Below are 24,583 nucleotides of genomic sequence, written 5' to 3'. Positions count from 1 at the left end.
TTTGAAAAGTGAATACGCTACTGTTATATTGAATTTTATTAACCTATTGATTTATTATAATAATATATATGTATGACATATTGAATATAGTCAGATTCTTTCATTTTAGATTTTGTCATGATGAAATAATCAAAACTATTCTTTTGCACATCATAAGTAGAGTTTGTATAGATACAACCTCTTGAAAAAAGAAGCAAAAATGCCTCTCATATCTTCTCAAATGCAAGGGATGAGATAACCTTGGAAATTAAAAATAGAATGCATAATGCCGGTTTTGCGAAGCACAAAATTTTCTTTTATCTAAAATACGCTTTCTGCATACATGTTATCAAAATTCGTAGTTCTCAATTCATTTAAAATGCTTGGATAACTTTAAACCCTGTGCTTGATAATGTGATCCAACATCATATCCATAAAGGGTTGATGGTCGATTAAGCATATGTTCATAGACCAAACGGCCAATAATTTGACCATGCTCTAAGATAAAGGGAACTTCATGGCTACGTACTTCTAAAACTGCCCTTGCCCCTTTACCACCTGCCTCCTTATGCCCAAACCCTGGATCAAAAAAACCTGCATAATGCACCCTAAACTCACCAACTAAGGGATCAAAAGGAGGCATTTCTGCAGCATAAAGTGGAGGCACATGAACAGACTCTCGTGAAACTAAAATGTAAAACTCATCAGGATCAAGAACGAGCTCCCTTTGACCTCGATCAAAAAGAGGTTCCCAAAAATCTAAAATGTGAGCAACAGCACGTTTATCAATATCAATAACACTTGTATGATGTTTACCGCGATAACCTATAAGCCCGTTTTCATCTCCTTTTAAATTAATGGAAAGTCCAATACCATCAGCACTAATATTAGGAAGATCATCCGATATCAGCGTTTCTTGCCTATGCAAAGCATGCAGCTCAATTTCATTTAAATAGCTGTGCCCTTTTCTAAACCGAAGCTGTGATAAATGCGAGCCTGTACGTACTAAAATTGGAAATGTTCGTGGACTAACTTCCAAATAAAGTGGACCGTGATAACCAGCACAAATTTTATCAAACTCCTGCGCATTATCCGTAATGACGCGTGTAAAAATATCTAATCGCCCCGTAGAACTTTTGGGATTGGCAACAGCAGATAAAAATTCTGATAAAGCTAAACTTTCCAAAAGAGGAACAATATAAACACACCCCGTTTCCAAAACCGCTCCGTCTCGTAAATCAAACTCATGCAACTTTAACCGTTCAAGCTTATCCAAAACTTTTGCATCAGAACCCGGCATAAAAGAAGCACGTATACGATAAGCTTTCTCCCCTAAACGAAGATCAAGGCTTGCTGGTTGTATTTGAGATCTATCAAATGGATAGCAAGCCTTGAGAAAGTTATTATCAATCAAAGCCTGTATATCACTATCTGCTAAAATACCGCTTATACGCGTCATATATATCGCCTTCCCTTTTACATTGTTTCTTTTTTGACCTAGATGATAAATTGGTGCAAGTTATTTTAAGGTGATAAAAACGATTTTTTTCTGTTTTACCCAACTGAAAAACATTTTGCTTCTCTTTAAAAATAAACAGGAGGTATTGTAAAAATAATACCTCTCAGTTCTCTTGTTCTTGAATGTCGCGCAAATGATGTTATCATAATTTTTTATAGAACCCTTAAGATTCCTGTTAGAATTTATTATGATTATACGCCATCTTAGCGAAAATATTATTAATCAAATCGCCGCTGGTGAAGTTATTGAACGACCAGCAAATGTTGTCAAAGAACTTATTGAAAACGCTATTGATGCTGGTGCAACGCGCATTGAAATTATTACGGCAAATGGTGGAAAAAATTTTATCAAAGTCAGTGATAATGGTTGTGGGATTCCTGCCGATCAGTTAACTTTAGCGGTTTCTCGCCATTGCACCTCAAAGATTACCGATGACGTACACAATATCTGCTTCCTTGGATTTAGAGGAGAAGCCCTCCCTTCTATTGGTTCTGTTGCTAAACTTAAACTCATTTCACGAACAAAAGATGCTGAGAGCGCTGCTGAAATTTCCGTTACTGCTGGAAAAATTGTAGGACCCAAACCAGCTGCTGCAAACCTTGGAACAATTGTTGAAGTTCGTGATCTTTTCTTTGTCACGCCGGCACGATTAAAATTTATGAAAACTGATCGGGCTGAAACAAATGCTATTAGCGATATGATTAAGCGAATTGCTATCGCATTTCCACATATCCGCTTTTCTCTTTCAGGATTAGACAGAACATCTATGGAACTGTCTGCTACAGAAAATAATACTCAAGGACAATTACAACGCATTACACAAATTATGGGAAAAGAATTTGCCCCTAATAGCATCGCGCTGAATGCTGAACGCGAAGCGGTGCGCTTAACGGGTTTTGCCTGTTTACCATCTTTCAACCGAAATAACAGCCTTCATCAATTTGCTTATGTTAATGGGCGTCCCGTGCGTGACAAGTTTCTATGGAGTGCACTCCGAGGTGCTTATGCTGATGTCATGACACGAGATCGTTATCCTGTCGCTATTCTTTTTATTGATCTCCCACCTGCTGAAGTAGATGTTAATGTTCACCCAGCTAAAGCTGATGTACGATTCCGTGATCCAGGATTAATTCGTGGTTTAATTGTTGGAGCTATTCGTGAAGCATTGCAGCAATCTGGTATTCGTCCGACTTCAACCCGTTCTGAAGCAATGCTTGCTGCATTTCAAACACAACAACCATTGGCACAACAACCATTAGGCAATTTTAAGAACACTCACCAGTTCTCTTCTTACAGTTCACAGCCTCATCATTTTACCAGCGCTTCAATGGTTCACAAACCATTGGATAGTACTCGCTCTTTTGATTTAAAAGAAGATGCTGCTCCTATTATGGAGGGCTTAAATACACCAAGTGGAGATGCATACATTCCAAACACTACATCTTCATCAGAAGAGCTATCTTATCCATTAGGAGCGGCCAGAGCACAAATCCATAAAAACTATATTATCGCCCAAACACAAGATAGTTTGATCATTGTCGATCAGCATGCAGCTCACGAACGATTGGTTTATGAAGCACTCAAAAATGCACTTTATTCCAAACCGCTTCCTTCACAGTTATTACTTATTCCTGAAATTGTAGAACTCTCTGAAGAGGATGCAACATGTCTTTTAACGCATAAAGATGCTTTGCAAAAATTTGGATTAGGAATAGAACCATTTGGACCAGGAGCAATTGTTGTGCGTGAAACACCTTCCATGTTAGGAGAGATCAACGTCCAAGCCCTTATTAAAGATCTCGCAGATGAGGCCGCTGAGTATGATACAACAAATAATTTAAAAGCAATGCTTGATTATGTTGCAGCAACGATGGCCTGCCACGGCTCAATACGGTCAGGGCGCCTTTTACACCCTGAAGAAATGAACACACTATTACGACAAATGGAGGCAACACCTAATACAAGTACATGTAATCATGGACGCCCTACTTATATTGAACTCAAATTGGCAGATATAGAACGGCTTTTTGGCAGAAAATAAACTCTTAATCATTTTGACAAGAAAAATATTTTTAAATTAACTCTCGACTTTATAATATATTTTATGGCACTTTTCTTGAGTCTCTTGTATCAAGCAAAAAGGAGTTATAATGTTTTCCGATAGTGAACGCGAAGCAAAAATTCATTATTCTAATAACGGATATGACATTATAGAATATGGTACCTATACCATTTGTGCTGTTAGCGGGCAAAAAATCCCTATAGATGATTTAAAATATTGGAATCATCACCGCCAAGAAGCATATGCTAGTTGTGAAATCTCCTATCAGCGCGAACTTGAATGCAACCCATATCTCAAGCAATTGTTAAAAACAAAAGAAAAATAACCCTTTGAAAGCTATAAATTTAGCCTTTGCCTTTTAGACAAGAAAACTCAAGGGAACGTTTTCTAAAGCGGGTCATGACCTCCTCAAGAACCATGCGACAGAAGTCTTTTTGAACAAAATCGACATTCACATCAAAGACAATAAGATCTTTCAAATCTTTTTGCGTGTGAATTGTCTGTATACGGGTATAATCTTTAGCTGTTGTTGCGAGCCATAAATTGTGCATTTTAGCCTTTTGTATAAGGCTTTTTAAATTTTTATCGGTGAAAGAATAGTGGTCTGGATATATGTAAGTTTGCACCACATGACCAGACAATTCTTTAATAGATTTAAAAAACTTATCTGGATTGCCAATACCGGCAAATGCCAAAAATGATTTTCCTGAAACCTCATCAGAAGCACTGGCTTTAAGATGAGCACGATATAAAGGCTTTCCAGTACGCGAAACAAGAAAAGCAACATTATCAGGCGCATCGGAGTGACCAATCAATAAAACACTATCCATAAAAGAAAACTGCGTTTTTAATGGTACGCGCAAAGGTCCTGCTGGAAAGACAGCTCCATTACCAAAACCGCGCATCGCATCAACAACGAGTAACGCATAATCCATATAAAGACGGCGACTTTGAAATCCATCATCCATTAAAATAAGATTACATCCCTCTTGCTTAAGCCGTTGCGCCGCTGCATAACGATTAGGTGATACAGCTACAAAAGCATGCCGTGCAAGTAAAAGTGCCTCATCTCCAACATCGCGTGCATTGTCATATTTCTCATTTACAAGATGTACCCCTTTAACTGATCCACCATAACCACGAGATACAATACCAGGTACAAAACCAAGTTCTTTAGCCACCTTGGTAAAAGCAATAACAACCGGCGTTTTACCCGCACCACCACATGTAAAATTTCCAATACACAAAACAGGCAGATTAATCACGGGAGGCTGTCTTGCCATAAAACGACTTGAAAAATAACCATACCCCCATGAAACTGGGGCTAATACAAAACGCAAAAAGCTTTTATTTTTCCACCAAAAATGGGGGGCGCTAATATGCATATCTACCCTGACGTTGACGTAAACCTGTTTGTATTACAAGGGGGTGTAAAAATGGATCTAAAACCTTTAATGTGCGCTCAAGTGCACCTGCCATACCTGTCGCCACTTCATAAGCCTTATCAACCATTTCTTGTCGCAATGTTTCATTGGTTAAAAGCTTATACACCTGAATAGCAAGCTGTTTTGTATCTTGAACCATATATGCTGCATCATGCGTTAGAAATTGTTTGAACATCTCTTGAAAATTTGAAACATGGGGCCCTGTCAAAATAGCAGAGCCAAGCAAAGCCAATTCCAAGGGATTATGTCCACCGTTTCCACATAACGATTTACCAACGAAAGAAACTTGTGATAAGCGAAGAAAAAGTGCCATTTCTCCAATGGTATCTCCCCATAAAATATCGGTATTCATGTTTGGAACAGCATCTCTACTCCTACGAATAAAACTTAACCCCTTATTATCGCATTTTCTGATAAGATCTTCTGAACGTTCAGGATGACGAGGCACAATAATTGTTAATAAATCTGGCAAATAATTTTTAACAATCTTATGGACCTCAAAAGCAATCTCCTCTTCCCCTTCATGCGTTGAAACAGCTGCCCAAACTGGACGATTGCCGATAGCATTACGATAACGTGCAAGCAATGCTTGATTTTCAACCAGAAAAACATCAGCCTTGAGATTACCAGAAAACGTAACAGATTTTACGCCAAGTTTATGGTAATAAGCTACATCTCTTTCGTTTTGACCAATCGCCAAATCAATATCCTTAAAAATATGTTTGGCAAGAACGCGTCGTTTTTGCCAAGCTTTAAAAGAACGTTCAGACATATGGGCATTAACCAAAATCTGCGGAATACGCATTTTTGCAAGTTCTTTAATACGAAGGGGCCAAATTTCTGATTCACAAATCAAGACGAGATCAGGCTTCCAATGACTAATAAAACGGCGCACTGCAAAATCTAAATCCAAAGGAGCATATTGATGAATCAACCTATTACCAAAATGTTTTTTCACAAGAGTAGAAGATGTCACAGTCCCTGTTGTCATTAACACATTGATTTTCAATGATAAAATATAATTTACAAGTGGAAAAAGTGCAAGTGTTTCTCCAACACTTGCTGCATGCAACCAAACTAATGAACCTTGGGGGCGTACATAAGAACTTTTACCTAAACGCTCTTTTTTGCGACACCACTCTTCTTTTCCACGAATAGCACGAAAGAACAAATAAAAAGGAATAACAGGACATAAGCAAAAACCAATTATCCGATAGCTTAAAAGAGCCGTATGTGCCTTTAATTCTACCATTTAAAATCACCTCATCCAGCTATTTTAAGATATCTATATGCTTATTTTGTTAAAAAATTCATCAACACTAGTGGTTGCTTTCGTATTTTTTTAATATCATCCATATCTTAAATAAAAAACGCTTAACCTATGAGAAAATTCAATACATAAAGGACAAAAAATGCAATTTTATCACCATATTTTTTTTAAAACTTTCCTATAAAAATAACATATACACATTATTTAAATCTCTTTTAATGAAATTTTATCACTTCATTCTGCACCTTATAAAAATCTTACTCAAAAATAACAAAACTATTTTTCAATCAATTATAATTTTGAAAATATAAATGATAAATACCATACAACCTATGACATATTTTTTCAGCTCACTGAATAAATACTTCTTATAATTTTAGTGAGGCTTTGAATTGTACACGTTGGTATTTTAGAGAAAAAACTTATTTTTACATATGTTAGGTATTGTCAATTTTTCAAAAAATAATCCATATAGACATTACAACCTAATATAAATAAAATATGTTTAAAAGGAAGCTCAATCTCTATTATTTCATTTCAATAAAATGAATATGTCAAACAAATCTTTAAAAAAAACTTTTGAATGGTATAGCGTTCTCATTTTAAATTGTGATATCATCTCTTAAAGGTAATCCAGAAAAATCTAATCTTGTTTAATAGAGAATTTCTTAAAAGTCTTACAGCAATTTAAATAAGAGTTTTCAAAATTTTAAATCCTCTCTTTTCAGGAGGTTACATGATATCTTATTCCTTTTAAGATTGTATATAATCAACACAAAATGATTAACTTATAGATTGTAGTTTTAAACGAGTACCTAAGAAGCCCTTATGAGGTAAGTTAACTTTATAAATCTATTCAGTTTCTCTAAGTTTCTAATTTTGGTAAGTTTCTAACGACTTTTATGGTTTCTAAGCTTACAGAAATAACTCGTTGAAAAAATTCCAATAGATTAAGTAGGGAGTGCTAATAATCTCAATAGAGTAGTAATTAGTATCATTAATAATGCTACTCTTTTTGTTAATCTTAACGCATTAGTGTCTCAGACCCTATTCAAGAGCAAAGTGACTATTCACAATATAATCATACACTTCGAGTGATCGCTGTCATGATAATATTGCTGTTGTAAATAGGTTGATAGCACTATCTTGCATTTTTATTAAGCGCAAAGATGGTGGTGCAACAATGGATTTTACACCTTGCACGAACACTATTATGAAATGGGTTTGGGTGCTTTGAGAGATGTTTTATTAAGAAAACATATGAATTTTAAACAACAAGCATATTCTTTTTTACAACGTTCTATTTTACCCGAAGAAAGTACCTATGAAAAGGACGACTAAACAAAAGCATGCAGCAATCTACAAGCTATAATAACCAAATATTCAAGCTTTATTCTGCATCGCCTAACTCAGCATCAAGAAACTGATGCAAATCTACAATATAATAACGTTGTAATGCATTATCTACACTGCTTTGCGCTTTTGCCTGCCATGCTTCTTGAGCGGATTTATAATCTGAGAAAATACCAACCACATCTAAATCATCAGGATTCTTGAATTGATTACTATTAAGATTTTTTAATTCCCCACCAAATACAAGATGTAAATATTGTTTTTTTTCGTTGGTTTCAGTCATATGTGCCTCTATATTATTTAGATTATTTTAGCATGCTTTTACGTGATTAAACTAACTTTGTTTGACGAACAACATCTATCATATCTTGACAGCAATTATTTTTACCAGCAATTAAAAGTCCATATTGGTAAGGTTCAATTCCATAAGATAGTAAAGAGGCATCAAGCGATAAAAAACACCCTCCACACTCCTGCAAAATAAGATCAGCAGCGGCAATATCCCATTCATGACAATTTGGACGAACTAATACGATATCAATTTCATCTTGAGCAACAAGAACAATACGATAAGCAAGAGAAGGAAGATAATGGTAAAGACTGACTTGATTGAGAAAATCATCTGGTAATTTTTGTGCGAGCGATTTATCAAGTGAAATTTTATATTTTCGATGAACCTGAAAGGCTAAACGAGGAAGTTTTATCCCATTTAATGTTGCCCCTCCACCCGTTACAGCTGCATAAACATCCCCTTGAGCCGGACATTGTAGAACACCCACAATAGGACGCCCATTCTCAATAATGGCAACCGAAATACACCAATAAGGACTGCCAGAAAGAAAACCACGCGTTCCATCAATAGGATCAACAACAAAAGAGCGCTCATAATAATCTTGTTTTTCTCGATTATCTTTTGTTTCTTCTGAAATCCATCCATAATTTGGACGTGCCCCTAGAAGCTTCTCTTTCAAGAAATGATCAACAGCAAAATCTGCTTCACTGACTGGGGAATTACCTTCTTTAATCCAGACATCCAACGTGCATCCAAAATACCGCATTGCTAAATCTCCTGCTTCTCGACAAACGTCACGCAAAAGATTTAAATCAGAAGAATGATGCGTATTATTTTCCTGCAAGTGTCATCCCTTCAACTAACAATGTTGGAGCAGCGGTACTATAACGCCGATCAATATCATTGGCAGGTGTTAAATGCGCTAACATATGGAGCAAATTAGAACCTAGCGTTACTTCACTCACCGGATAAGTAATTTCACCATTTTCAATCCAAAAACCGGAAGCCCCACGACTATACTGACCAGTAATAAAATCAATGCCATGACCGAATAATTCGGTTACATAAAATCCATTTCGCAAATCTTTTATCATATCGCAAGGCGATACTAAACCCGGTTCAATAGCAAAATTTGTACTGGTCGGCTGCACCAATGATGCCGAACGCACACCGTGTCCATTTGTTTTAAGTCCCAATTCTCGTGCTGTAGATGATGAAAGAAGCCAATTTTTTAAAATACCATTTTCAATAATATTGAGTGTTTGCCCCTCTACCCCTTCTCCATCAAAAGGATGAGAAGCATTTCCACGTAATCGCAAAGGTTGATCGGTTACATTAACATTAGGCTTCATCACTTCCTTGCCTAGAAAATTCTGTAAAAGACTCGTTTTACGAGCCACAGAAGCTCCATTGACCATAGATGCGATATGCCCTGCAATTCCACGAGCCGTACGCGGATTAAAAATAACATCAACGCCCCCAGTTGCCGCACGAACTGCACCCAAACGTCGAACAGCACCAAGCCCTGCATTCTTTCCCACAGTTTCTGCTGCCTCTAAATCAGAAAAATGTAAGGCTGTTGTATAATCATAATCTCGCTCCATCTGTGTTCCTTCTCCGGCAAGAGCACTACAAGAACGTGAAAAACAACTGGAACGATAGGCTTCACAAAAACCATCGCTGGTCACAAGAATAAACCCACTACGGCCATAAGCTGTTGCAGCGCCACCAGAATTGCTTACACCTTTAACATCAAGAGCTGCTGCCTCCGTTTTTAAAGCATCTTCTGTTAAAAAATGACTGCTGGGTACAAAATCATCAAAAAGATCAAGATCTTTAGGATACTTAACCAAACACTCTTTATCTGCCAAACCTTCAAATAAACTATCGGGAGAAGCTTTAGCCATCGCAACAGCACGTTCCGCAAGTTCTTGCGGATAAGATCCTAAATTAGCAGAAACACTTGCTACTTTTTTTCCAACAAAAACCCTTAGAGTAAAATCATTGCTCTCTGCTGCTTCTGTCGATTCGACTTTCCCAAAACGAACTGATACACTGGTAGAATGAGTATGAACAATAACAGCATCAGCAGCATCTGCCCCAGAACGCCTTGCTGCTTCAACCAACGAAACAGCTTTCTCAATCTGGTTTTTGTCAGTCATTATAGACTCCCTAAAATATTTTATTATTTACATTGATAAGCATTCTGACAAATTTATACAAATCAGAATATAACTCTTGTGTGTTTATTCATAAGATTATGCACATTTCATGCATTCTTTTTCTCTTAATGCATTAAATCATTTTCCTTTTAGCTTCTTTATGAAAAGATGTAATATGCCGTAAAATCTCTTTCGTTTCAAGATTTCTCATAGGATCTTATCATTTTAGAAGCCAAATCTATACTGACAATCAAAACAACTGAAAACTTGGCAATCAACAAAAGACCTAGCAATAACACTTGAATTTCAGTCAAGATCCTCAAAAATTCAAAAAGCATAAAATGATCTAAATCACAGGTTTTTCTTCCTCTGGGTAGTAAAAAACTTACCTCATATCTTTCCTATAGCATTCTTTAATTTCCAAGCAAGAATCAAGAAAATGCCTTATATTTGTATACACTTCTTTGCTTCTATAAACTCTCTCATAATGAGACGGCACTCTTGTAAATGAAACAAAACTTAAACAGAGTAAAAAATATTTCCTTCCATTATGGTTTCAACAAAATGAGCAGTCATAAACTTCTTTACCCTAATGGACGTAATATCATAAAGAACTCATTTTTATATTTAAAAGTAATCAAAGAAATTATCTTGTAAGCTTTCAAATGCAAAAAATATTGCAACATTAGAAACAGGCAAATATCATGACAATATCGGCCTACATCATAAGAGAAGTAATAAACTTCTGAAACTTTCTCATTTTCAATGAAGAGAGCATCTTATAAGCTTTTATATATAAAAAAATTCAATGAATTTCATAAGATCTTTGGTGCAAAATTAATTTTCTCAGATGATTTGACTCGATTTCAACAGCTAACTAAAAAATGCTCCGTAGCTCATTGGTTTGCCGTATACTCATAACTGATTCCATTCTAATAATAAGTTATAATTTCTGCACCTTTTTTTAAGGTATTAACTTCTTTATAAATGCACCCCCTTACAAAATGCTTTTGTTTTCAGTAAGAGCACGTCTACTCATTTCAATCATTGCATCCCGAAGATGTAACTTAATTTTTGATCCAATAATCATTCCAAATAAAGGAGCAAGTAAACCAGACATGGTTACAGTATGACGAATTTTGTTATTTGAAGAACCAGTTTTTGTTGAACAAATATATTCATGATTAAAACTCATACGTGTAAAAGGAAGTTTAGCATAATCAGAAAAACAAACATTTTTTATAACTTTATCAAGTGTAAAAGTTACTGTAGGTCCTTTTTTAGGTTTCATTTGCCCTACAGCTCCTACTTTAAAAGCACCAGAAAGTTCTACCCACTCAAGTTCACTATCCCAGCAAGGCCATGATGCCACATCTTCCCATATAGCCCAAATTTGCTCAGCACTTGCTTCTGTACTAATCTCTTCACTATATATCCAATTAAACATGATAATCTCCCCCTTTTTACAAATTACTTATCTTTAGTGATAAAGAATAATATAAAAAAGTATCCTTAAAGCTGCACAACGATAAGATACTTAATACTCTCAGATTTACTTAATATGTAATGATTAAATCAACAAGCGATATTACTAAACTAAACACACAAATATTCAGGATAAATGAACAATATTTTCAATACTAAACAAAATATCTTTTTTAAGTTTAGACAATAACAAAAAATAGAAGTTACGCACCATATAAGATATCAATGCAGACCGCATAGCTTAAAGCTTTCAACTGCTGATGAAATGTGATGATTAAGGTATAGCAGAAAGAAATTAGACAAAAAAGATCATAAATATTATCGAGGATATATATCCTATTGGAGAAAAACATCCTTCTGTAGTAAAGCTAATAAAAATTCATCAATTCCTTTAACATTAGAATCTTTTATTGATTTTCTGCTTAACCTTTTAAAAACCATATAAAATGAAGAAAACTGTGTAAAAGCATTTTTTCATTCTACCCGATAAAAACAAGAACTTTCTCAAGATGTAAGCGATCGTAATTTATAGAGACGTATTGCTGTCTCACCATAAAAGCGCTCATCGTCTAGATAAAAGACGTCAGGTAAATGAATCATTGTATCTTTCTTTTCTTCAAGTATGAAGAGTGTATCAGCTTTTGCCCACCCTCCTCGCAAAGCTTCTACAAAAGCGCGTTCACCTAAACAACGGCTATAAGGAGGATCAGCGCAGATAACATCAAATGGAAGCATTGTTCCAATATTACCAAGTTTGGTTGCATCTCGACGCAAAATCCGCCCTATCGACTGTAATTCAAGGGCTTCTATATTTTTTTGAAGCACCCCACGCCCCTCAACCGAGTTTTCAACAAAAACAGCAGCCTTTGCTCCACGTGAAAGTGCTTCGATGCCTAAAGCACCCGTACCAGCAAAAAGATCAAGAATGCGTTTATTGGTCCAAAATTGTTCTTCACGGCTAGAAAGAATATTAAAAAGGCTTTCACGTGTACGATCACTCGTTGGGCGAATCGACTGATTAACAGGCGAAAACAAAACACGCCCAGCAAATTTACCGCCTATGATCCGCACGGAAACCTCCAAATCTCTTCGAAGTTTTTGCACCGTCCCTATGTGGTTTAGATTTCTTCATAGCACCACCAAACGACTTTACCTTTTTCTTTCTCTCAAAAGAATGCTCATCATGACCACCTTTTATCATTTTCTCTTTATCATTTAAAAAGCGATCTTTCTTACCAAAGAGAGGCGTCTCGTCATAAGATATTTTGCCACGTTTTTGAACAAAACTTTCCCTCTTCTCTTTGTGTGATGGACTTTCTTTTAGCTTTTCCTTGCCTCGATGAAAGGACTTTCTACCATCCAAATCGCTCTTATGATCATGCGATTTCTCCTCACTATAGGAAGGCTTTCTACGTGCACTTTGCGGACGTGCACCAGGAGCCATCCAAACATTAGCTCGGCGAGAACGTGGTAGAAAACGCTCTGCTTTTCCTTCTTCACTTTTCTCCTTCTTTACATTCTCATGAGACTTTGTACTTAATCGTGCGCGACTATGTTCAACAGAACCATCTCTTGGTCGGCGTCGTATCGCCCTTTCACTTGAGAAAACCCAACCATCATTTGCAACAGAAAGATCTTTCTGGCTTTGCTTTTCTGCAACAACTGCAGAATTTGAAAATGGTTTAAGAATAGGAGCATCAAAATCTGCATTGGCTTGCATAATCAAACGCTCCCCCAACTGATCTCGTAACATCCGCCCTTTTAACTCTTGCACGGCTCCTTCTTCTAAATCAGAGAGATGAAATGGACCATAAGATACACGTATTAATCGATTAACTGATAATCCCAATGCCCCTAAAACATTCTTTATTTCACGATTTTTTCCTTCTCGCAAAGCAACAGAAAGCCATATATTCGACCCTTGTTCGCGTTCAATTGATGCTTCAATTGAACCATAGAAAATACCATTAATCGCAATACCATTTTTAAGGTTATCCAACGCGCTCTGCTTTACTCTTCCATGAGCACGGACACGATATTTGCGGACCCACCCCGTTACAGGAAGCTCTAATACGCGCGCTAAGCCACCATCATTGGTTAAAAGCAAAAGGCCTTCCGTGTTAATGTCAAGCCTTCCAACAGAAAGAACTCGCGGCATTCCTTTTGGTAAATTACTAAAGACTGTAGGTCTACCTTCAGGATCACGGTTCGTGGTAACAAGGCCTGCTGGCTTATGGTAAAGCCATAAACGCGTTCGTTCTATAGGAGGTAAAGGTTTGCCGTCAACTTTAATAACATCAGAGCGACTAACATTAAAAGCAGGCGTTGTCACAACTGCACCATTCACAGAAACACGACCTGCAACAATCATCATTTCTGCATCTCGACGCGAAGCAACACCAGCACGCGCTAACCTTTTAGCAATCCGTTCACTCTCATTATTTTCATTCATTTGCGTTTCAAACCAATCTTTGCAAGTATGTTCAGAAAACTATTCACATGCACCATACCGCTCATTCTGAAAGAGGAAGTAGCATAATCATTTATCATTTTCTATCCTTTAACGACAATAATGTATCTGCCGACTTGCAAGTTTTTTTAAACACTTAAAAAATAGAGGTATTCTTTTCATTATAAAAGCGTAATAAATTATTTATTCCATAGCATTCCCTATCGAAAAACCTTTAGATTTTCTATACCTTCAGTAGAAAGAATATTATGACTTTGACGCCCATGGAAATAGCCCTTTTAGAAGCACAATGGGCTGCAAAAAAAGATGAGGTTCCCGTAGGTGCTGTCATTATACGCGGAAAGGCTATCATTGCACGCGCTGGTAACTTTATCAAATCTGCATATGACCCTACAGGACACGCAGAAATACGCGCAATCCGTATGGCTTGCGAAAGATTGCAAAGCGAAAGGCTTCCAGATTGCGATCTTTATGTAACACTTGAGCCTTGTGCTATGTGTGCCGCTGCCATTTCATTTGCACGCATACGACGTCTCTATTACGCAACAAATGATCCCAAAGGGGGAGCTATAGAAAATGGTCCACGCTTTTATCAGCAACCAACCTGTCATCACAAACCGGAGATTTATTCTGGTTTTAAAGAAAAAGAAGCTGCTCAATTACTTAAAGATTTTTTTGTACAAAAGCGATACTAAAAACAATTCTTCTTCCATAACTTTCACTCTTTAAAAAATTATCCTACTTCTCAAAAAAGACTATTAATTCTTCTGATATATATAGCAAAAGCTATTTTGAAACACTTTTTCTCTCACACTCTTTTAATACTGCATATTGCATCTATTACACAATACATTGATTTATAATGATAAATTATCATTTTTCAACTTGAATCATAACCCCGAATATCGTAAGATTTTCTCATCATAAATCATCTCATATTGATTCAAGTGAGAATCATTTGCTCACACGTGTCACAAGCGAGGCTTATGTGTAGGAAAAAATTGCATAAAAAAGGAATAAAAATGCCTCTTCTGAACCGTTCAAGTGCCAAAGGCTGTAGCAACACCCACGAGCTGGAAAATATAAGGCTTATTTCTTTATAAGAATAAAGATGGTTAGAGCACTATCGATTCTACGTTATACTATCTACATGAGCAATGTTGTAAAATAAGCTTAAGAAATGTTTCTTGTTAGGAAACGCATAAGGACTCTCTCGATGTTGTTGTCATATTACTATTTCATGAGAATAACACCCCTCCTACAGCAGCATTATAACTGTGCGCGAATGAGAGCTTGGTATCATAAGTGATCGGAAAAATACTTTACTTTAAATATTTTGTCTTTCCCCTATCGACCAATAGGTGCGGTTTTTGCTGGTTGGCGATAACTTAAAGGTGGTTCAGTGAGATAACGACGGTATTTTGAACTTCCAACTTGTGCTCTCTGACGACGTAAATATTCCTGTCGTTGCTTCGCATTCAACTGTGAAGAGTTTTCTGAACCAACGCCATTAACTGACGATCCTTTGTGAGGAAAAGGAGTATTTCCTTGATGCTTCTTCGATGCTGCCATTTCATTGACAGATCTATCCTGTTGTGGTACCGGCAAAAATCTGCGTGAACTAGGGCTTGGTATTATAAGTTTTGGATGAGGTTTCATAACAATCTGGCTGCTATTATTTGTTGGTGTCAATGAAGTAATATTAGCAACATCTTCAAAAAACTGTATCGAAACTGGTTTATTGGTACCATAGGTAGGCGCATTACATCCCGTTAAAACAAAGCATATACCCAAAATTCCTATTGGAAATATTTTTACTTCACATTTTCTCACTGCTTATCCCATTTCCTAAGTATATGGCTGATTAATATTCCCGTTATTTATGAGAGAACGGTCCATATACAAATTTCCCCCCCTGCAGATAAAACAACGGAATTTATTTCGTACCACAAAAAACTATATTCATCAATACGAGAAATATACTTGCATTTCTTTCCCTTGATTTAAAGTTTTAAATCTTACCAAGAATCAGTAGTTCCCTCAAAGCAGCAGCATCACGGGCAGATACATCGGGATAAGCTAGATCACTCCCAACATCTTGTGTATAACGCCATGATCGAGCACATTTTTTTCCCAACGCCTTCTTTGGATATACACCAACACCTTCAACATCATTCAAAGTAAAAGCATCGGAAGGCATTGTATCTTGCGTAATTGTTAGAGCACTGGTAATACAGATCTCCGCCATATCCACATTTTCTAATGCCTCTCGTAAAACCGGATTGGAAATAAAAACAATAGGCGCTGCTTCCAAAGAGGATCCAATACGCTTATTAGCACGTTCAAGCTCTAAAGCACCTGTCACAACTTTACGGACCTGCCGAATTTTTTTCCAACGCTCAGCCAAAGATTGGTTTTGCCATTTTTCTGGTACAGAGCGAAATTGTTCCAAATGCACCGATTGGCTTTCTGGATAACGCTCTAACCAAGCTTCCTCCATTGTAAAAGGCAACATTGGAGCAAGCCATGTTACCATACGCTCAAAAATCTCACGGACAACCTGCAAGGAAGCCTTGCGTTTTTTTGATGAAGGCGCATCACAATAAAGAGAATCCTTGCGGATATCAAAATAAAATGCCGATAACTCAATGATTGAAAAATCCAATAATGCACGCATAATCTTTTTAAAATCAAATTCATCATAAGCGCGATTAATTAATTGATCAAGTTCAAAAAGCCTATGCAATATAAATCTTTCAAGATCCGGCAGTGCACCATAAGATATTTCTTCTCCATCATCATGTGCTAAAGTTCCAAGCATCCAACGAATTGCATTGCGTAGTTTACGATATGAATCCACATTTGTTTGAAGTATTTTTTTGCCTAAACGCTGATCTTCCCAATAATCAGTTGTCATAACCCAGAGACGAAAAATATCAGCTCCAGATGTTTTAATGATCTCTTGCGGAACAACCGTATTGCCTAAAGATTTAGACATTTTCTTACCATTCTCATCCAAAGTAAAACCGTGTGTGATCACGGCTTTATAGGGAGAACAAGCACGCGTACCACAGCTTTCCAAAAGAGAAGATTGGAACCATCCGCGATGTTGATCTGAACCTTCAAAATAAACATCAGCAGGCCATTTCAAATCAGCCCGATCTTCTAACACAAAGCTATGGCTTGCTCCAGAATCAAACCAAACATCCAAAATATCATAAACCTGTATCCAAGGCTCATGTGCACGCTCACCTAAAAAACGTTCACGTGCTCCTTCAGCAAACCATGCATCTGCCCCTTCTGCTTCAAAAGCCCGTAAAATACGCTCGTTCACACCTTCATCTTTTAGAATAACACCATCCTCATTCGCAAAAATACAAATAGGAACTCCCCAAGAACGCTGACGAGAAAGAACCCAATCAGGACGATCTTCTATCATAGAGGCTAGGCGGTTTTGCCCAGAAGGTGGTACAAAACGCGTTTTTGAAACAGCCTCCAAAGCCCGACTGCGTAAAGTTGAACCATCCCCAAGATCTTTATCCATTGAAATAAACCATTGCGGTGTATTGCGAAAAATAACGGGTTTTTTCGAACGCCAACTATGGGGATAGGAATGCTTTAAACGCCCCCGTGCAAACAATCGATCTGCTTTAATTAAAGCGTTAATGACCTCTTTATTGGCATCACCCATTTTTCCATTATCATCAATAACACGTGCAGGTCCTCCTTCACGATCTGGTCCTAAGCCTGGAACATCTTTCGTATAGAACCCTGCATCATCAACAGGAAACGGTATAGATGAATCAATCCCCGCCTGCTCCAGTAAAGACTTATAATCATTCCAAATTTCAAAGTCCTCACGCCCATGGCTTGGTGCTGTATGGACAAAACCCGTACCAGCACTCTCTGTTACATGCGAACCATCAAGCAATGGAATTTTATAATTATACCCTCCAGCTAAACCTTTGAGTGGATGAGAAAGAACAAGAGCTTTCAATTCTTCAGAAGAAATAACACGCAAATGCTTCAAAACAAGTTTGGCTTTTTCTGCACAACTCATCGCTAAAGCGTCTGCAAAGAGAAGCTTTTCTCCCACTTGAGGACCAAAATCATTTTCAGCACTTTCAACTTCGTAAATACTATAAGAAATTTGCGAAGAATAACTCACTGCACGATTGCTTGGAATTGTCCACGGTGTTGTTGTCCAAATGACGACATGAGCACCATATAAATCATCAGAATTTGCTTCAAAAACAGGAAACTTAACCCAAAGCACCTCTGATTCATGATCATGATATTCAATCTCAGCCTCTGCCAAAGCCGTACGTTCCACAACAGACCACATCACCGGCTTGGAACCACGATAAATCTGATCTGACATAGCAAATTTTATCAATTCACTAGCAATACGTGCTTCTGCATGAAAAGCCATTGTAGTGTAAGGCGTGTTAAAATCTCCCACAACACCAAGGCGTTTAAATTCTTCGCTTTGAACGGTTACCCAATGTTGTGCAAATTCACGGCATTCTTGACGAAACTCGTTAAGAAGTACCTCGTCCTTATTTTTTCCTTGTGCGCGATATTTTTCTTCAATTTTCCATTCAATTGGAAGCCCATGGCAATCCCAACCAGGAACATAATTTGCATTAAAACCGCGCATTTGAAATGAACGAACAACCACATCTTTTAGAACTTTATTTAAAGCATGCCCGATATGAATATGGCCATTTGCATAAGGTGGACCATCATGAAGAATATAAAATGGACGATCTTTTGCTTGTTGGCGCAATTGCGCATAAAGCCCTATATTTTCCCAATGCGCCATCAATTCAAGTTCTTTTTGCGGAAGACCTGCACGCATGGGAAAATTTGTCTGTGGGAGATAAAGAGTTTTTGAATAATCTATTGTTTCATTTTTCACAGTCATTGTGAAATATTCCTGTCCACTTTTACGAGTTTACTTTTGCATAACTTCCCTGAACCCTGCAACTCTGGTTTTTATCTATAGGGAAAGCCGAGCTTATCATTCGTATTAAGCAGCGATCAAGAAAATATATCATCACACTTTATGGGCTTTATCACGAAATTCACAAGAAAAGAAACCAAAAAGTGATCTTTAAAAAAATAAAGGCTCCACTGACAGTGGAGCCTTTTAGAAATTTACTCTTTAAAAAATTAGAATTTATAAGCTACACCAACACGGAAATCATTGGTTTTGTAGTTAATTTCAAGTTTTTCCTTTACAAATTTCTTTTTACCAAAATCAGAGTAACGATATTCTGCACGTACAATCACATTATCCAGAAGCGAGAAATCAACGCCACCACCAAGTGTGTAACCAATCATGGTTTTTGTTTCATCAGCTAAGTTCTTAGAAGAAACGACTCTTCCATCCTCATCCTTAACGGATACTGATATAGTGTCTTGGAATTGCCCATAAGCAATACCACCAGCAAGATAAGGCATAAAGCGATCAGCAGCAAAACCAATACGGACCCGTGTAGCACCACCCCAATTTTGCTTGAAAGTATGACTTAAAGTTTCAACTGCATCCTCTTGATCAAGACCAAGTTCAGAAGCCATCTTTTTTATTTGTTCTATACCATATACACTGGAATCGTTCTTATCCACCGCTTGTGTACTTTGTGCACCATGAGAACGAGAAGCATGTGGATTAGCACCATGCGCATGAGCGCCAGAGCCATGCCCACCTGCATGAGGTGCACCATGCGGATTAGCATTTCCGCTACCATGGGAAGAACTATGTTGACCTCCCTGTTGGGCTCCGCTTGTTCCATTGGAAGCTTTTGCTGATTCAGAGGATGATCCTGATCTCGCGAGTACAAGTGTCCCTCCGCTCGGTACTGTTTTTTCTACTACTGATGGTTGTGATGCAGGTTGTACCGATGTGGGTGCTTTTGCTGCTGGCTGTACTGCTGGTGTGGACACATTAGGTTTTACTGGTGCAGGCACTACTGATACAGTAGCTGATCGCGATTCTGACCGCACTGATGTTCCTGCTCCTGTTGTAAGGGGTGTCGATTTAGGTGCAGCTGGTTGTGATCCACCTACCGATGCCCCTTCTGTATCTGCTCTTCCCAATGAGGACGATGCCGATTGCACTGATCGGGAGGAGGCTGATTGTGCTACTGGCGATGCAGATGGCGTTTTTAAAACTTCTAGTTTTTTTACCTCCGCCACCACTGTTTTTCCTGCTGTTGCACTAACATCGCTAGACTTTCCAGTTGTTGCGGATTGACTTGATGGTGCTGCTCCTGCTTGTGACGATTGAACTGCAGTTACTGGTTGAGCTGCAGTTACTGGTTGAGCTGGTGCTTGACCGGATCGCGTTCCAGCAGATTTTTCTGAAGCGGATACTGCTGTTAGGGTCCCTCCTGTTGTAGCCCCTGCACCTGCAGATGTTCCTGCACCTGCGGATATTCCTGCGCTTGCAAGTGCTCCTGAGGCGCCTTTTTGTGTTTGTGTTCCTGTTGATATCACTGCTTGTGGTGCTTGAGGTGTTTGTAGGCTTGCGGATCTGCGGGATCTTACGACTGCATTTTCTACTGTAGTGTTATCAGCCGCACCTATAGTAATGGTCTTTGTGTGTTTTTTTCCAGATATCATTAAATCCGTATCGATACCAAAAATAAAGTTGTCACCGAGATCAATATTAGAACCTGCATAAAAACCACCTGCAAAACCTGAAAGTTTAGGAGAGAACTCTTTATCCAGTGGTAAACTCTTTTCTTGACCAACAAGAGCCATATCAGCTTTGCTCGAAAAACCACCCGCTTGGACACCTAAATAAAGACCTGTCCATGAAAAAGTAGGCGCGATAATGGTAGAAGAAGTCGATGATGCTGGCTGATGAGGAATCATAACATCAGCAGCTAGCGCTGTAGACGCTGAAATTAAAGAAAAAATAGAAGCCGTTATTAAACATTTTGTATTCATAAAGTCTCTCCAAATATCCAAAATGAAATGTATATAGAGCATCTTTTTTGAAAGATCTGTAGCAAAAATGACACACTCACAAAAAAATAAAGAATTTTTGAAAATAAGGCTTCTTAAACTTTTAATTCTACATTCAATGAGAATTTGTAAACTAAATTACACTAAAATAAAGTTGGATTCATTTTCATTAAATTTTCGCATAACTGTTAATGATAATATTCTTTATAAATTTCTTTTTACCGAAATCTGAATAACAGCATTCTGCATGCAATAAACTATTATCTGTTATTGCAAAATCAATGTCAGCGCAAACAGTGAAATCAAATATTACCTTTTTAAAAACCAGTCCCCATCAAAGTTTCATCTATTTACCAGCTGATCTACCTTTTGTGCTTTAGCAATAATATTTTGTATCTAAAATTAAGAAAAACAAAGGACTTATTCAAACTCTCGCAAAAAAACTTTTAGATTCTTTGCATAAACATCTTCATCACGCATCACTTTGATTTATAATGATAACTTATTGTTTTCATATTGAATGAAAAAACTAATACTGTAGGATTCTATCATTTCAAATCCATTTATCTTGAATCAATCAAAACCACTCGCTTGTACATAACAAGCGGGATGAGTGTGTGGATAAAAATTGTACAAGAAAGGAGTAAAAATGGTTCTTATGAATCGTCTTAATGCAAGGGCTGTCGCAACACCCACGAGCTGGAAAATATAATGATGGTACCGGCTTGCTTCTTCATAAGCGTAAAGATGGTAGTGCTCAATGGCTTTATCGTTATACCATTCATGGTCGGCGCTGTGAAATGGGCTTGGGTGCCTTGCGAGATGTTTCTTTAAAACAAGCCCGTGAATTGGCAACTGGGTGGCGCTCTGTTTTACGTGAGGGGCGTGACCCTATTAAAGAACGCAACAAACAAAAGCGTGAGGCAATGCGCAATCTCCATTATTTAAAAGATATTGCTCTAGATGCTTTTGAAAGCCGTAAAGCTGAATTAAAAAATGATGGTGAGTCTTGTAATTGGTTTTTACATTTACGCCTCCATATTCTCCCTAAATTAGGCTGTCTGCCCGTTTCAGAGATTACGCAACACGCTTGCCCCTATTTGGCATACAAAAGCTGGAACAGCTAATAGAGCTCTTATTCGTCTCAATCTTTGTCTCAAACATGCGGCTGCCTTAGGATTGAATGTTGATTTACAAGAAACAGAAAAAGCACGCGCTCTCTTAGGAAAACAACGCCATAAGGTCACTAATAGACCAGCCATGGATTGGAGAGAGGTTCCGGCTTTTTATAAAACACTCTGTGAAGCATCAACCATAACACAACTGGCTTTGCGTTTGCTTATTCTGACAGGTGTTCGTACCAATCCTTTACGTCATATTCATAAAGATCAAATTGATGGGGATATATGGACCATACCTGCTGAAAATATGAAAGGCAAGCGTGATACAACAAAAGAATTTCGCGTGCCTTTATCAACTGAAGCATTAGACATTTTAAAACAAGCACGATTGCTTTCTCGTAATGATTTCTTTTTTTCTGCTAAAGGTCGCGGTCCCCTCGCTGAGAAGTGTATGGCTCAATATATGAGAGACAATAAACTTGAAGCCTGCCCGCATGGTTTTCGCTCTAGTTTACGCGATTGGCTTGCTGAAACAACCGATGCCCCCTATGAGGTCGCTGAAACTATTCTAAGTCATACAGTTGGCGGCAAAGTAGAGCGTGCCTATCGTCGTACTGATTATCTAGAACAGCGCCGTGTTTATATGGATAAATGGGCGGCTTATGTCACGGGTCAATCTTAAGATATGGGGTGAATAACCCCATTATCTGTGGATAACTTTAGCTCTCTTCTCTCTCATTCTTTCTCAATAAGAGTCATAAATTATCACATTAGAAATTGTATGATAAAATATTGTTTTCTATAAATAAAATACCTTCAAAAATGAACCAAAATGTGGTTAATAAATGGTTATGATTTGTTGCCATTTTTTGAGAGTGAAAGGATTTTAGTATGACAGAAAATGATATTCTTTTGACAGATCGTGAAAGTGCAAAATTGCTTCATATGAGTGTCTCAACATTCCGCCGTCATGTTACCAATGGATCTCTCCCCAAACCCCTAAAATTGGGTTTTTTATCGCGTTGGTTACAATCGGATCTTTTGAATGTCATCGAGCAAGCAAAACAGCAACGTTATAACGACGCGGCATAAAAAGAAAACCTTGTCACGTAAGGATGGACAAGGCTTTCTCAAGCTCATCACTCTAGAGCTTTATTTGGTGTAAATTCAAAGCTTTCTCTGCTGAAGCAAGACCTAAGGTTTGCATTCAAGTTGTTCTGAATGCTTTTTACAATAAGGGCTATTTAAGCGTCTCTCAACACTTCGCTGAGGCATGACAGCACCAGGACGACATATGGGAAGGTTGTCTGATTTATGGTTCTCACACCAATCTTGTATTGTAAAGCTAGGGCGAAAACCTGATTGCGCCATACACATTTCAATACTGGCAAATTGATTCAAATCTAGCGCCACAACCTTATTAAGGTCCGGTACTCCACATTCTAAAAGTATTTTATTTCTCCATAATGCTGGAGAAAGTGAGGGAATTGAGTTAACACATCCAGTGATACTTAACAGAGCTATACAACTCAATAGTTTTAAGATTTTCTTCATTATTCCCCTCTTTCAATGGATTTATTTACAATAAAAAAGCTCATAAGCTTGTTTATATTTTCTGTCACCGCTTCATTAAAACAATGGTGAACAATATTGAGATGATGGATTGAGAAAACAATCCCGCCGTTCCAAGTGAAGGCACGGAGGGCGGATTGTTGATCATCACAAACAGTGCTTAAGGTTGGCATTCATCCGCATTTTTATATTTTTTACAAAACGGGCTGTTTAAGCGCTTTTCGACACTTCTCTGTGGGATGACAGCACCAGGCTGACAAATGGGGAGGTTTTCCTCTTTAAAAGTATAACACGGCTTCCCTCCCCCTTTATAACGGAATCCTGCTTGAATCATACATGTATAAGTTGTTGCTTTTGCATTGATGCTCTGCTTTCTATTTTCTGAATCAGGATCGATAAGACTCGGCATTCCACATTCTAATAAGGCTTTTCCTACCTCAGTAGAATCCGCACCTGACTTCTCCCACATACTCACGTATCCTGGAGCAGGTTTGTCAATGTTTTCAATGTCACATCCAGTAACCGTTAACAAAATGAGCAGGCTTAATAAATTAAACAACATTTTCATTTTTTGTTCCCTGTTCTCGTTGAATAAAGTTTGTTAAAACCAAATGAACCGTAATTCCATCTACACCCTCTTGTAAATGCTGCTTTTCTTCATCCGTTAAATAATGTGCGTGAGGAAACAATCGCGCCATTCCAAGTGAAGGCAAGGATAGCGGATTGTTAATCATCACAAACAGCAAAACTTAAGGCTGGCATTCAGGTGCATTTTTATACTTTTTACAAAAAGGGCTGTTTAAGCGCTTCTTGACACTGCGCTGTGGTATGACAGCACCTGGACGACAAATCGGCAAGTTTTTCTCTTTAAAAGTATA

Annotated in this window: 20 protein-coding genes and 2 pseudogenes; 5 read left to right on the top strand and 17 right to left on the bottom strand. The window is 37.7% G+C overall.

Annotated features, from left to right (window positions below; all coding sequences use genetic code 11):
- Window positions 1-349: 349 nt before the first annotated feature.
- The gene (locus ACFIJJ_RS07120) at window positions 350-1,438 is read right to left on the bottom strand and encodes a 2'-deoxycytidine 5'-triphosphate deaminase (RefSeq protein ID WP_375646466.1); all 1,089 of its coding nucleotides are present in this window, start codon (window positions 1,436-1,438) and stop codon (window positions 350-352) included.
- Window positions 1,439-1,685: 247 nt separating this feature from the next.
- Here ACFIJJ_RS07120 and mutL point away from each other — a divergent pair, with 247 nt between their 5' ends.
- Both mutL and ACFIJJ_RS07110 read left to right on the top strand, forming a co-directional pair.
- Window positions 1,686-3,539: a DNA mismatch repair endonuclease MutL gene (gene mutL / locus ACFIJJ_RS07115; protein WP_375646465.1), complete on the top strand. Its 1,854-nt coding sequence runs from the start codon at window positions 1,686-1,688 to the stop codon at window positions 3,537-3,539.
- Window positions 3,540-3,648: 109 nt separating this feature from the next.
- Window positions 3,649-3,885 carry a DUF2093 domain-containing protein gene (locus ACFIJJ_RS07110; protein ID WP_273787833.1) on the top strand — a complete coding sequence of 79 codons (237 nt, stop codon included), beginning with the start codon at window positions 3,649-3,651 and terminating at the stop codon, window positions 3,883-3,885.
- Window positions 3,886-3,904: 19 nt separating this feature from the next.
- On the opposite strand, the gene lpxK is transcribed toward ACFIJJ_RS07110, so the two are convergent.
- The 9 genes and pseudogenes from lpxK to ACFIJJ_RS07065 all read right to left on the bottom strand — a co-directional run bounded on the left by lpxK (window position 3,905) and on the right by ACFIJJ_RS07065 (window position 14,019).
- Complete coding sequence (gene lpxK / locus ACFIJJ_RS07105) at window positions 3,905-4,945, bottom strand: tetraacyldisaccharide 4'-kinase (protein ID WP_375646464.1); 1,041 nt, start codon at window positions 4,943-4,945, stop codon at window positions 3,905-3,907.
- Window positions 4,935-6,257: a lipid IV(A) 3-deoxy-D-manno-octulosonic acid transferase gene (gene waaA / locus ACFIJJ_RS07100; protein ID WP_375646463.1), complete on the bottom strand. Its 1,323-nt coding sequence runs from the start codon at window positions 6,255-6,257 to the stop codon at window positions 4,935-4,937. Before waaA ends, lpxK begins: the two co-directional genes overlap by 11 nt.
- Window positions 6,258-7,127: 870 nt before the next feature.
- Window positions 7,128-7,404 (bottom strand): annotated as a pseudogene (locus ACFIJJ_RS07095) (hypothetical protein); the annotation flags it as partial.
- A 261-nt stretch (window positions 7,405-7,665) separates the two neighbouring features.
- On the bottom strand, window positions 7,666-7,911 hold the full coding sequence (locus ACFIJJ_RS07090) for a DUF4170 domain-containing protein (protein WP_273790423.1): 246 nt from the start codon (window positions 7,909-7,911) through the stop codon (window positions 7,666-7,668).
- A gap of 46 nt (window positions 7,912-7,957) precedes the next feature.
- The gene (locus tag ACFIJJ_RS07085; protein WP_375646461.1) at window positions 7,958-8,764 is read right to left on the bottom strand and encodes a 3'(2'),5'-bisphosphate nucleotidase CysQ; all 807 of its coding nucleotides are present in this window, start codon (window positions 8,762-8,764) and stop codon (window positions 7,958-7,960) included.
- Window positions 8,751-10,082 (bottom strand): TldD/PmbA family protein, encoded by a 1,332-nt coding sequence (locus tag ACFIJJ_RS07080; protein WP_375646459.1) that lies wholly within the window; start codon window positions 10,080-10,082, stop codon window positions 8,751-8,753. Before ACFIJJ_RS07080 ends, ACFIJJ_RS07085 begins: the two co-directional genes overlap by 14 nt.
- Before the next feature lie 997 nt (window positions 10,083-11,079).
- Window positions 11,080-11,529, bottom strand: coding sequence for a hypothetical protein (locus ACFIJJ_RS07075; protein WP_375623791.1), 450 nt, complete (start codon window positions 11,527-11,529; stop codon window positions 11,080-11,082).
- Between the two features lie 542 nt (window positions 11,530-12,071).
- The gene (rsmD, locus tag ACFIJJ_RS07070) at window positions 12,072-12,638 is read right to left on the bottom strand and encodes a 16S rRNA (guanine(966)-N(2))-methyltransferase RsmD (RefSeq protein WP_375646458.1); all 567 of its coding nucleotides are present in this window, start codon (window positions 12,636-12,638) and stop codon (window positions 12,072-12,074) included.
- Complete coding sequence (locus tag ACFIJJ_RS07065; protein ID WP_375646457.1) at window positions 12,619-14,019, bottom strand: pseudouridine synthase; 1,401 nt, start codon at window positions 14,017-14,019, stop codon at window positions 12,619-12,621. The genes rsmD and ACFIJJ_RS07065 overlap by 20 nt, the downstream gene beginning before the upstream one ends.
- A 266-nt stretch (window positions 14,020-14,285) precedes the next feature.
- On the opposite strand from ACFIJJ_RS07065, the gene ACFIJJ_RS07060 reads away from it, so the two are divergent.
- On the top strand, window positions 14,286-14,732 hold the full coding sequence (locus tag ACFIJJ_RS07060; RefSeq protein ID WP_375646455.1) for a nucleoside deaminase: 447 nt from the start codon (window positions 14,286-14,288) through the stop codon (window positions 14,730-14,732).
- A gap of 652 nt (window positions 14,733-15,384) precedes the next feature.
- Here ACFIJJ_RS07060 and ACFIJJ_RS07055 read toward each other — a convergent pair.
- The 3 genes from ACFIJJ_RS07055 to ACFIJJ_RS07045 all read right to left on the bottom strand — a co-directional run bounded on the left by ACFIJJ_RS07055 (window position 15,385) and on the right by ACFIJJ_RS07045 (window position 20,994).
- Window positions 15,385-15,870 carry a hypothetical protein gene (locus ACFIJJ_RS07055; protein WP_375623799.1) on the bottom strand — a complete coding sequence of 162 codons (486 nt, stop codon included), beginning with the start codon at window positions 15,868-15,870 and terminating at the stop codon, window positions 15,385-15,387.
- Window positions 15,871-16,048: 178 nt separating this feature from the next.
- Window positions 16,049-18,964 (bottom strand): isoleucine--tRNA ligase, encoded by a 2,916-nt coding sequence (ileS, locus tag ACFIJJ_RS07050; RefSeq protein WP_375646454.1) that lies wholly within the window; start codon window positions 18,962-18,964, stop codon window positions 16,049-16,051.
- A 248-nt stretch (window positions 18,965-19,212) separates the two neighbouring features.
- Window positions 19,213-20,994 (bottom strand): porin, encoded by a 1,782-nt coding sequence (locus ACFIJJ_RS07045; RefSeq protein WP_375646453.1) that lies wholly within the window; start codon window positions 20,992-20,994, stop codon window positions 19,213-19,215.
- A gap of 667 nt (window positions 20,995-21,661) precedes the next feature.
- Between ACFIJJ_RS07045 and ACFIJJ_RS07040 the strand changes: the two are divergent.
- A pseudogene (locus ACFIJJ_RS07040) lies at window positions 21,662-22,815 on the top strand (tyrosine-type recombinase/integrase).
- Window positions 22,816-23,024: 209 nt separating this feature from the next.
- A complete protein-coding gene (locus ACFIJJ_RS07035; protein WP_375646451.1) occupies window positions 23,025-23,225 on the top strand; it encodes a helix-turn-helix transcriptional regulator in 201 nt (66 codons plus the stop codon).
- Window positions 23,226-23,327: 102 nt separating this feature from the next.
- Here the strand turns inward: ACFIJJ_RS07035 and ACFIJJ_RS07030 are convergent, their stop codons facing one another.
- Genes ACFIJJ_RS07030 through ACFIJJ_RS07015 form a run of 4 tightly spaced genes read right to left on the bottom strand, consistent with a single transcriptional unit; the run spans window position 23,328 to window position 24,439 of the window.
- Window positions 23,328-23,687, bottom strand: coding sequence for a hypothetical protein (locus tag ACFIJJ_RS07030; protein WP_375608402.1), 360 nt, complete (start codon window positions 23,685-23,687; stop codon window positions 23,328-23,330).
- The gene (locus ACFIJJ_RS07025; protein ID WP_375646450.1) at window positions 23,687-23,878 is read right to left on the bottom strand and encodes a hypothetical protein; all 192 of its coding nucleotides are present in this window, start codon (window positions 23,876-23,878) and stop codon (window positions 23,687-23,689) included. Before ACFIJJ_RS07025 ends, ACFIJJ_RS07030 begins: the two co-directional genes overlap by 1 nt.
- Window positions 23,866-24,273: a hypothetical protein gene (locus ACFIJJ_RS07020; RefSeq protein WP_375646449.1), complete on the bottom strand. Its 408-nt coding sequence runs from the start codon at window positions 24,271-24,273 to the stop codon at window positions 23,866-23,868. The genes ACFIJJ_RS07025 and ACFIJJ_RS07020 overlap by 13 nt, the downstream gene beginning before the upstream one ends.
- Complete coding sequence (locus ACFIJJ_RS07015) at window positions 24,257-24,439, bottom strand: hypothetical protein (protein ID WP_375646448.1); 183 nt, start codon at window positions 24,437-24,439, stop codon at window positions 24,257-24,259. Before ACFIJJ_RS07015 ends, ACFIJJ_RS07020 begins: the two co-directional genes overlap by 17 nt.
- Between the last annotated feature and the right edge of the window lie 144 nt (window positions 24,440-24,583).

It is taken from the genome of Bartonella sp. TT29SHDZB, assembly GCF_042193395.1.
Taxonomy (GTDB): domain Bacteria; phylum Pseudomonadota; class Alphaproteobacteria; order Rhizobiales; family Rhizobiaceae; genus Bartonella.
Note: the sequence above shows the minus strand (reverse complement) of the source record. Positions and strands in the feature narration are given on the sequence as shown.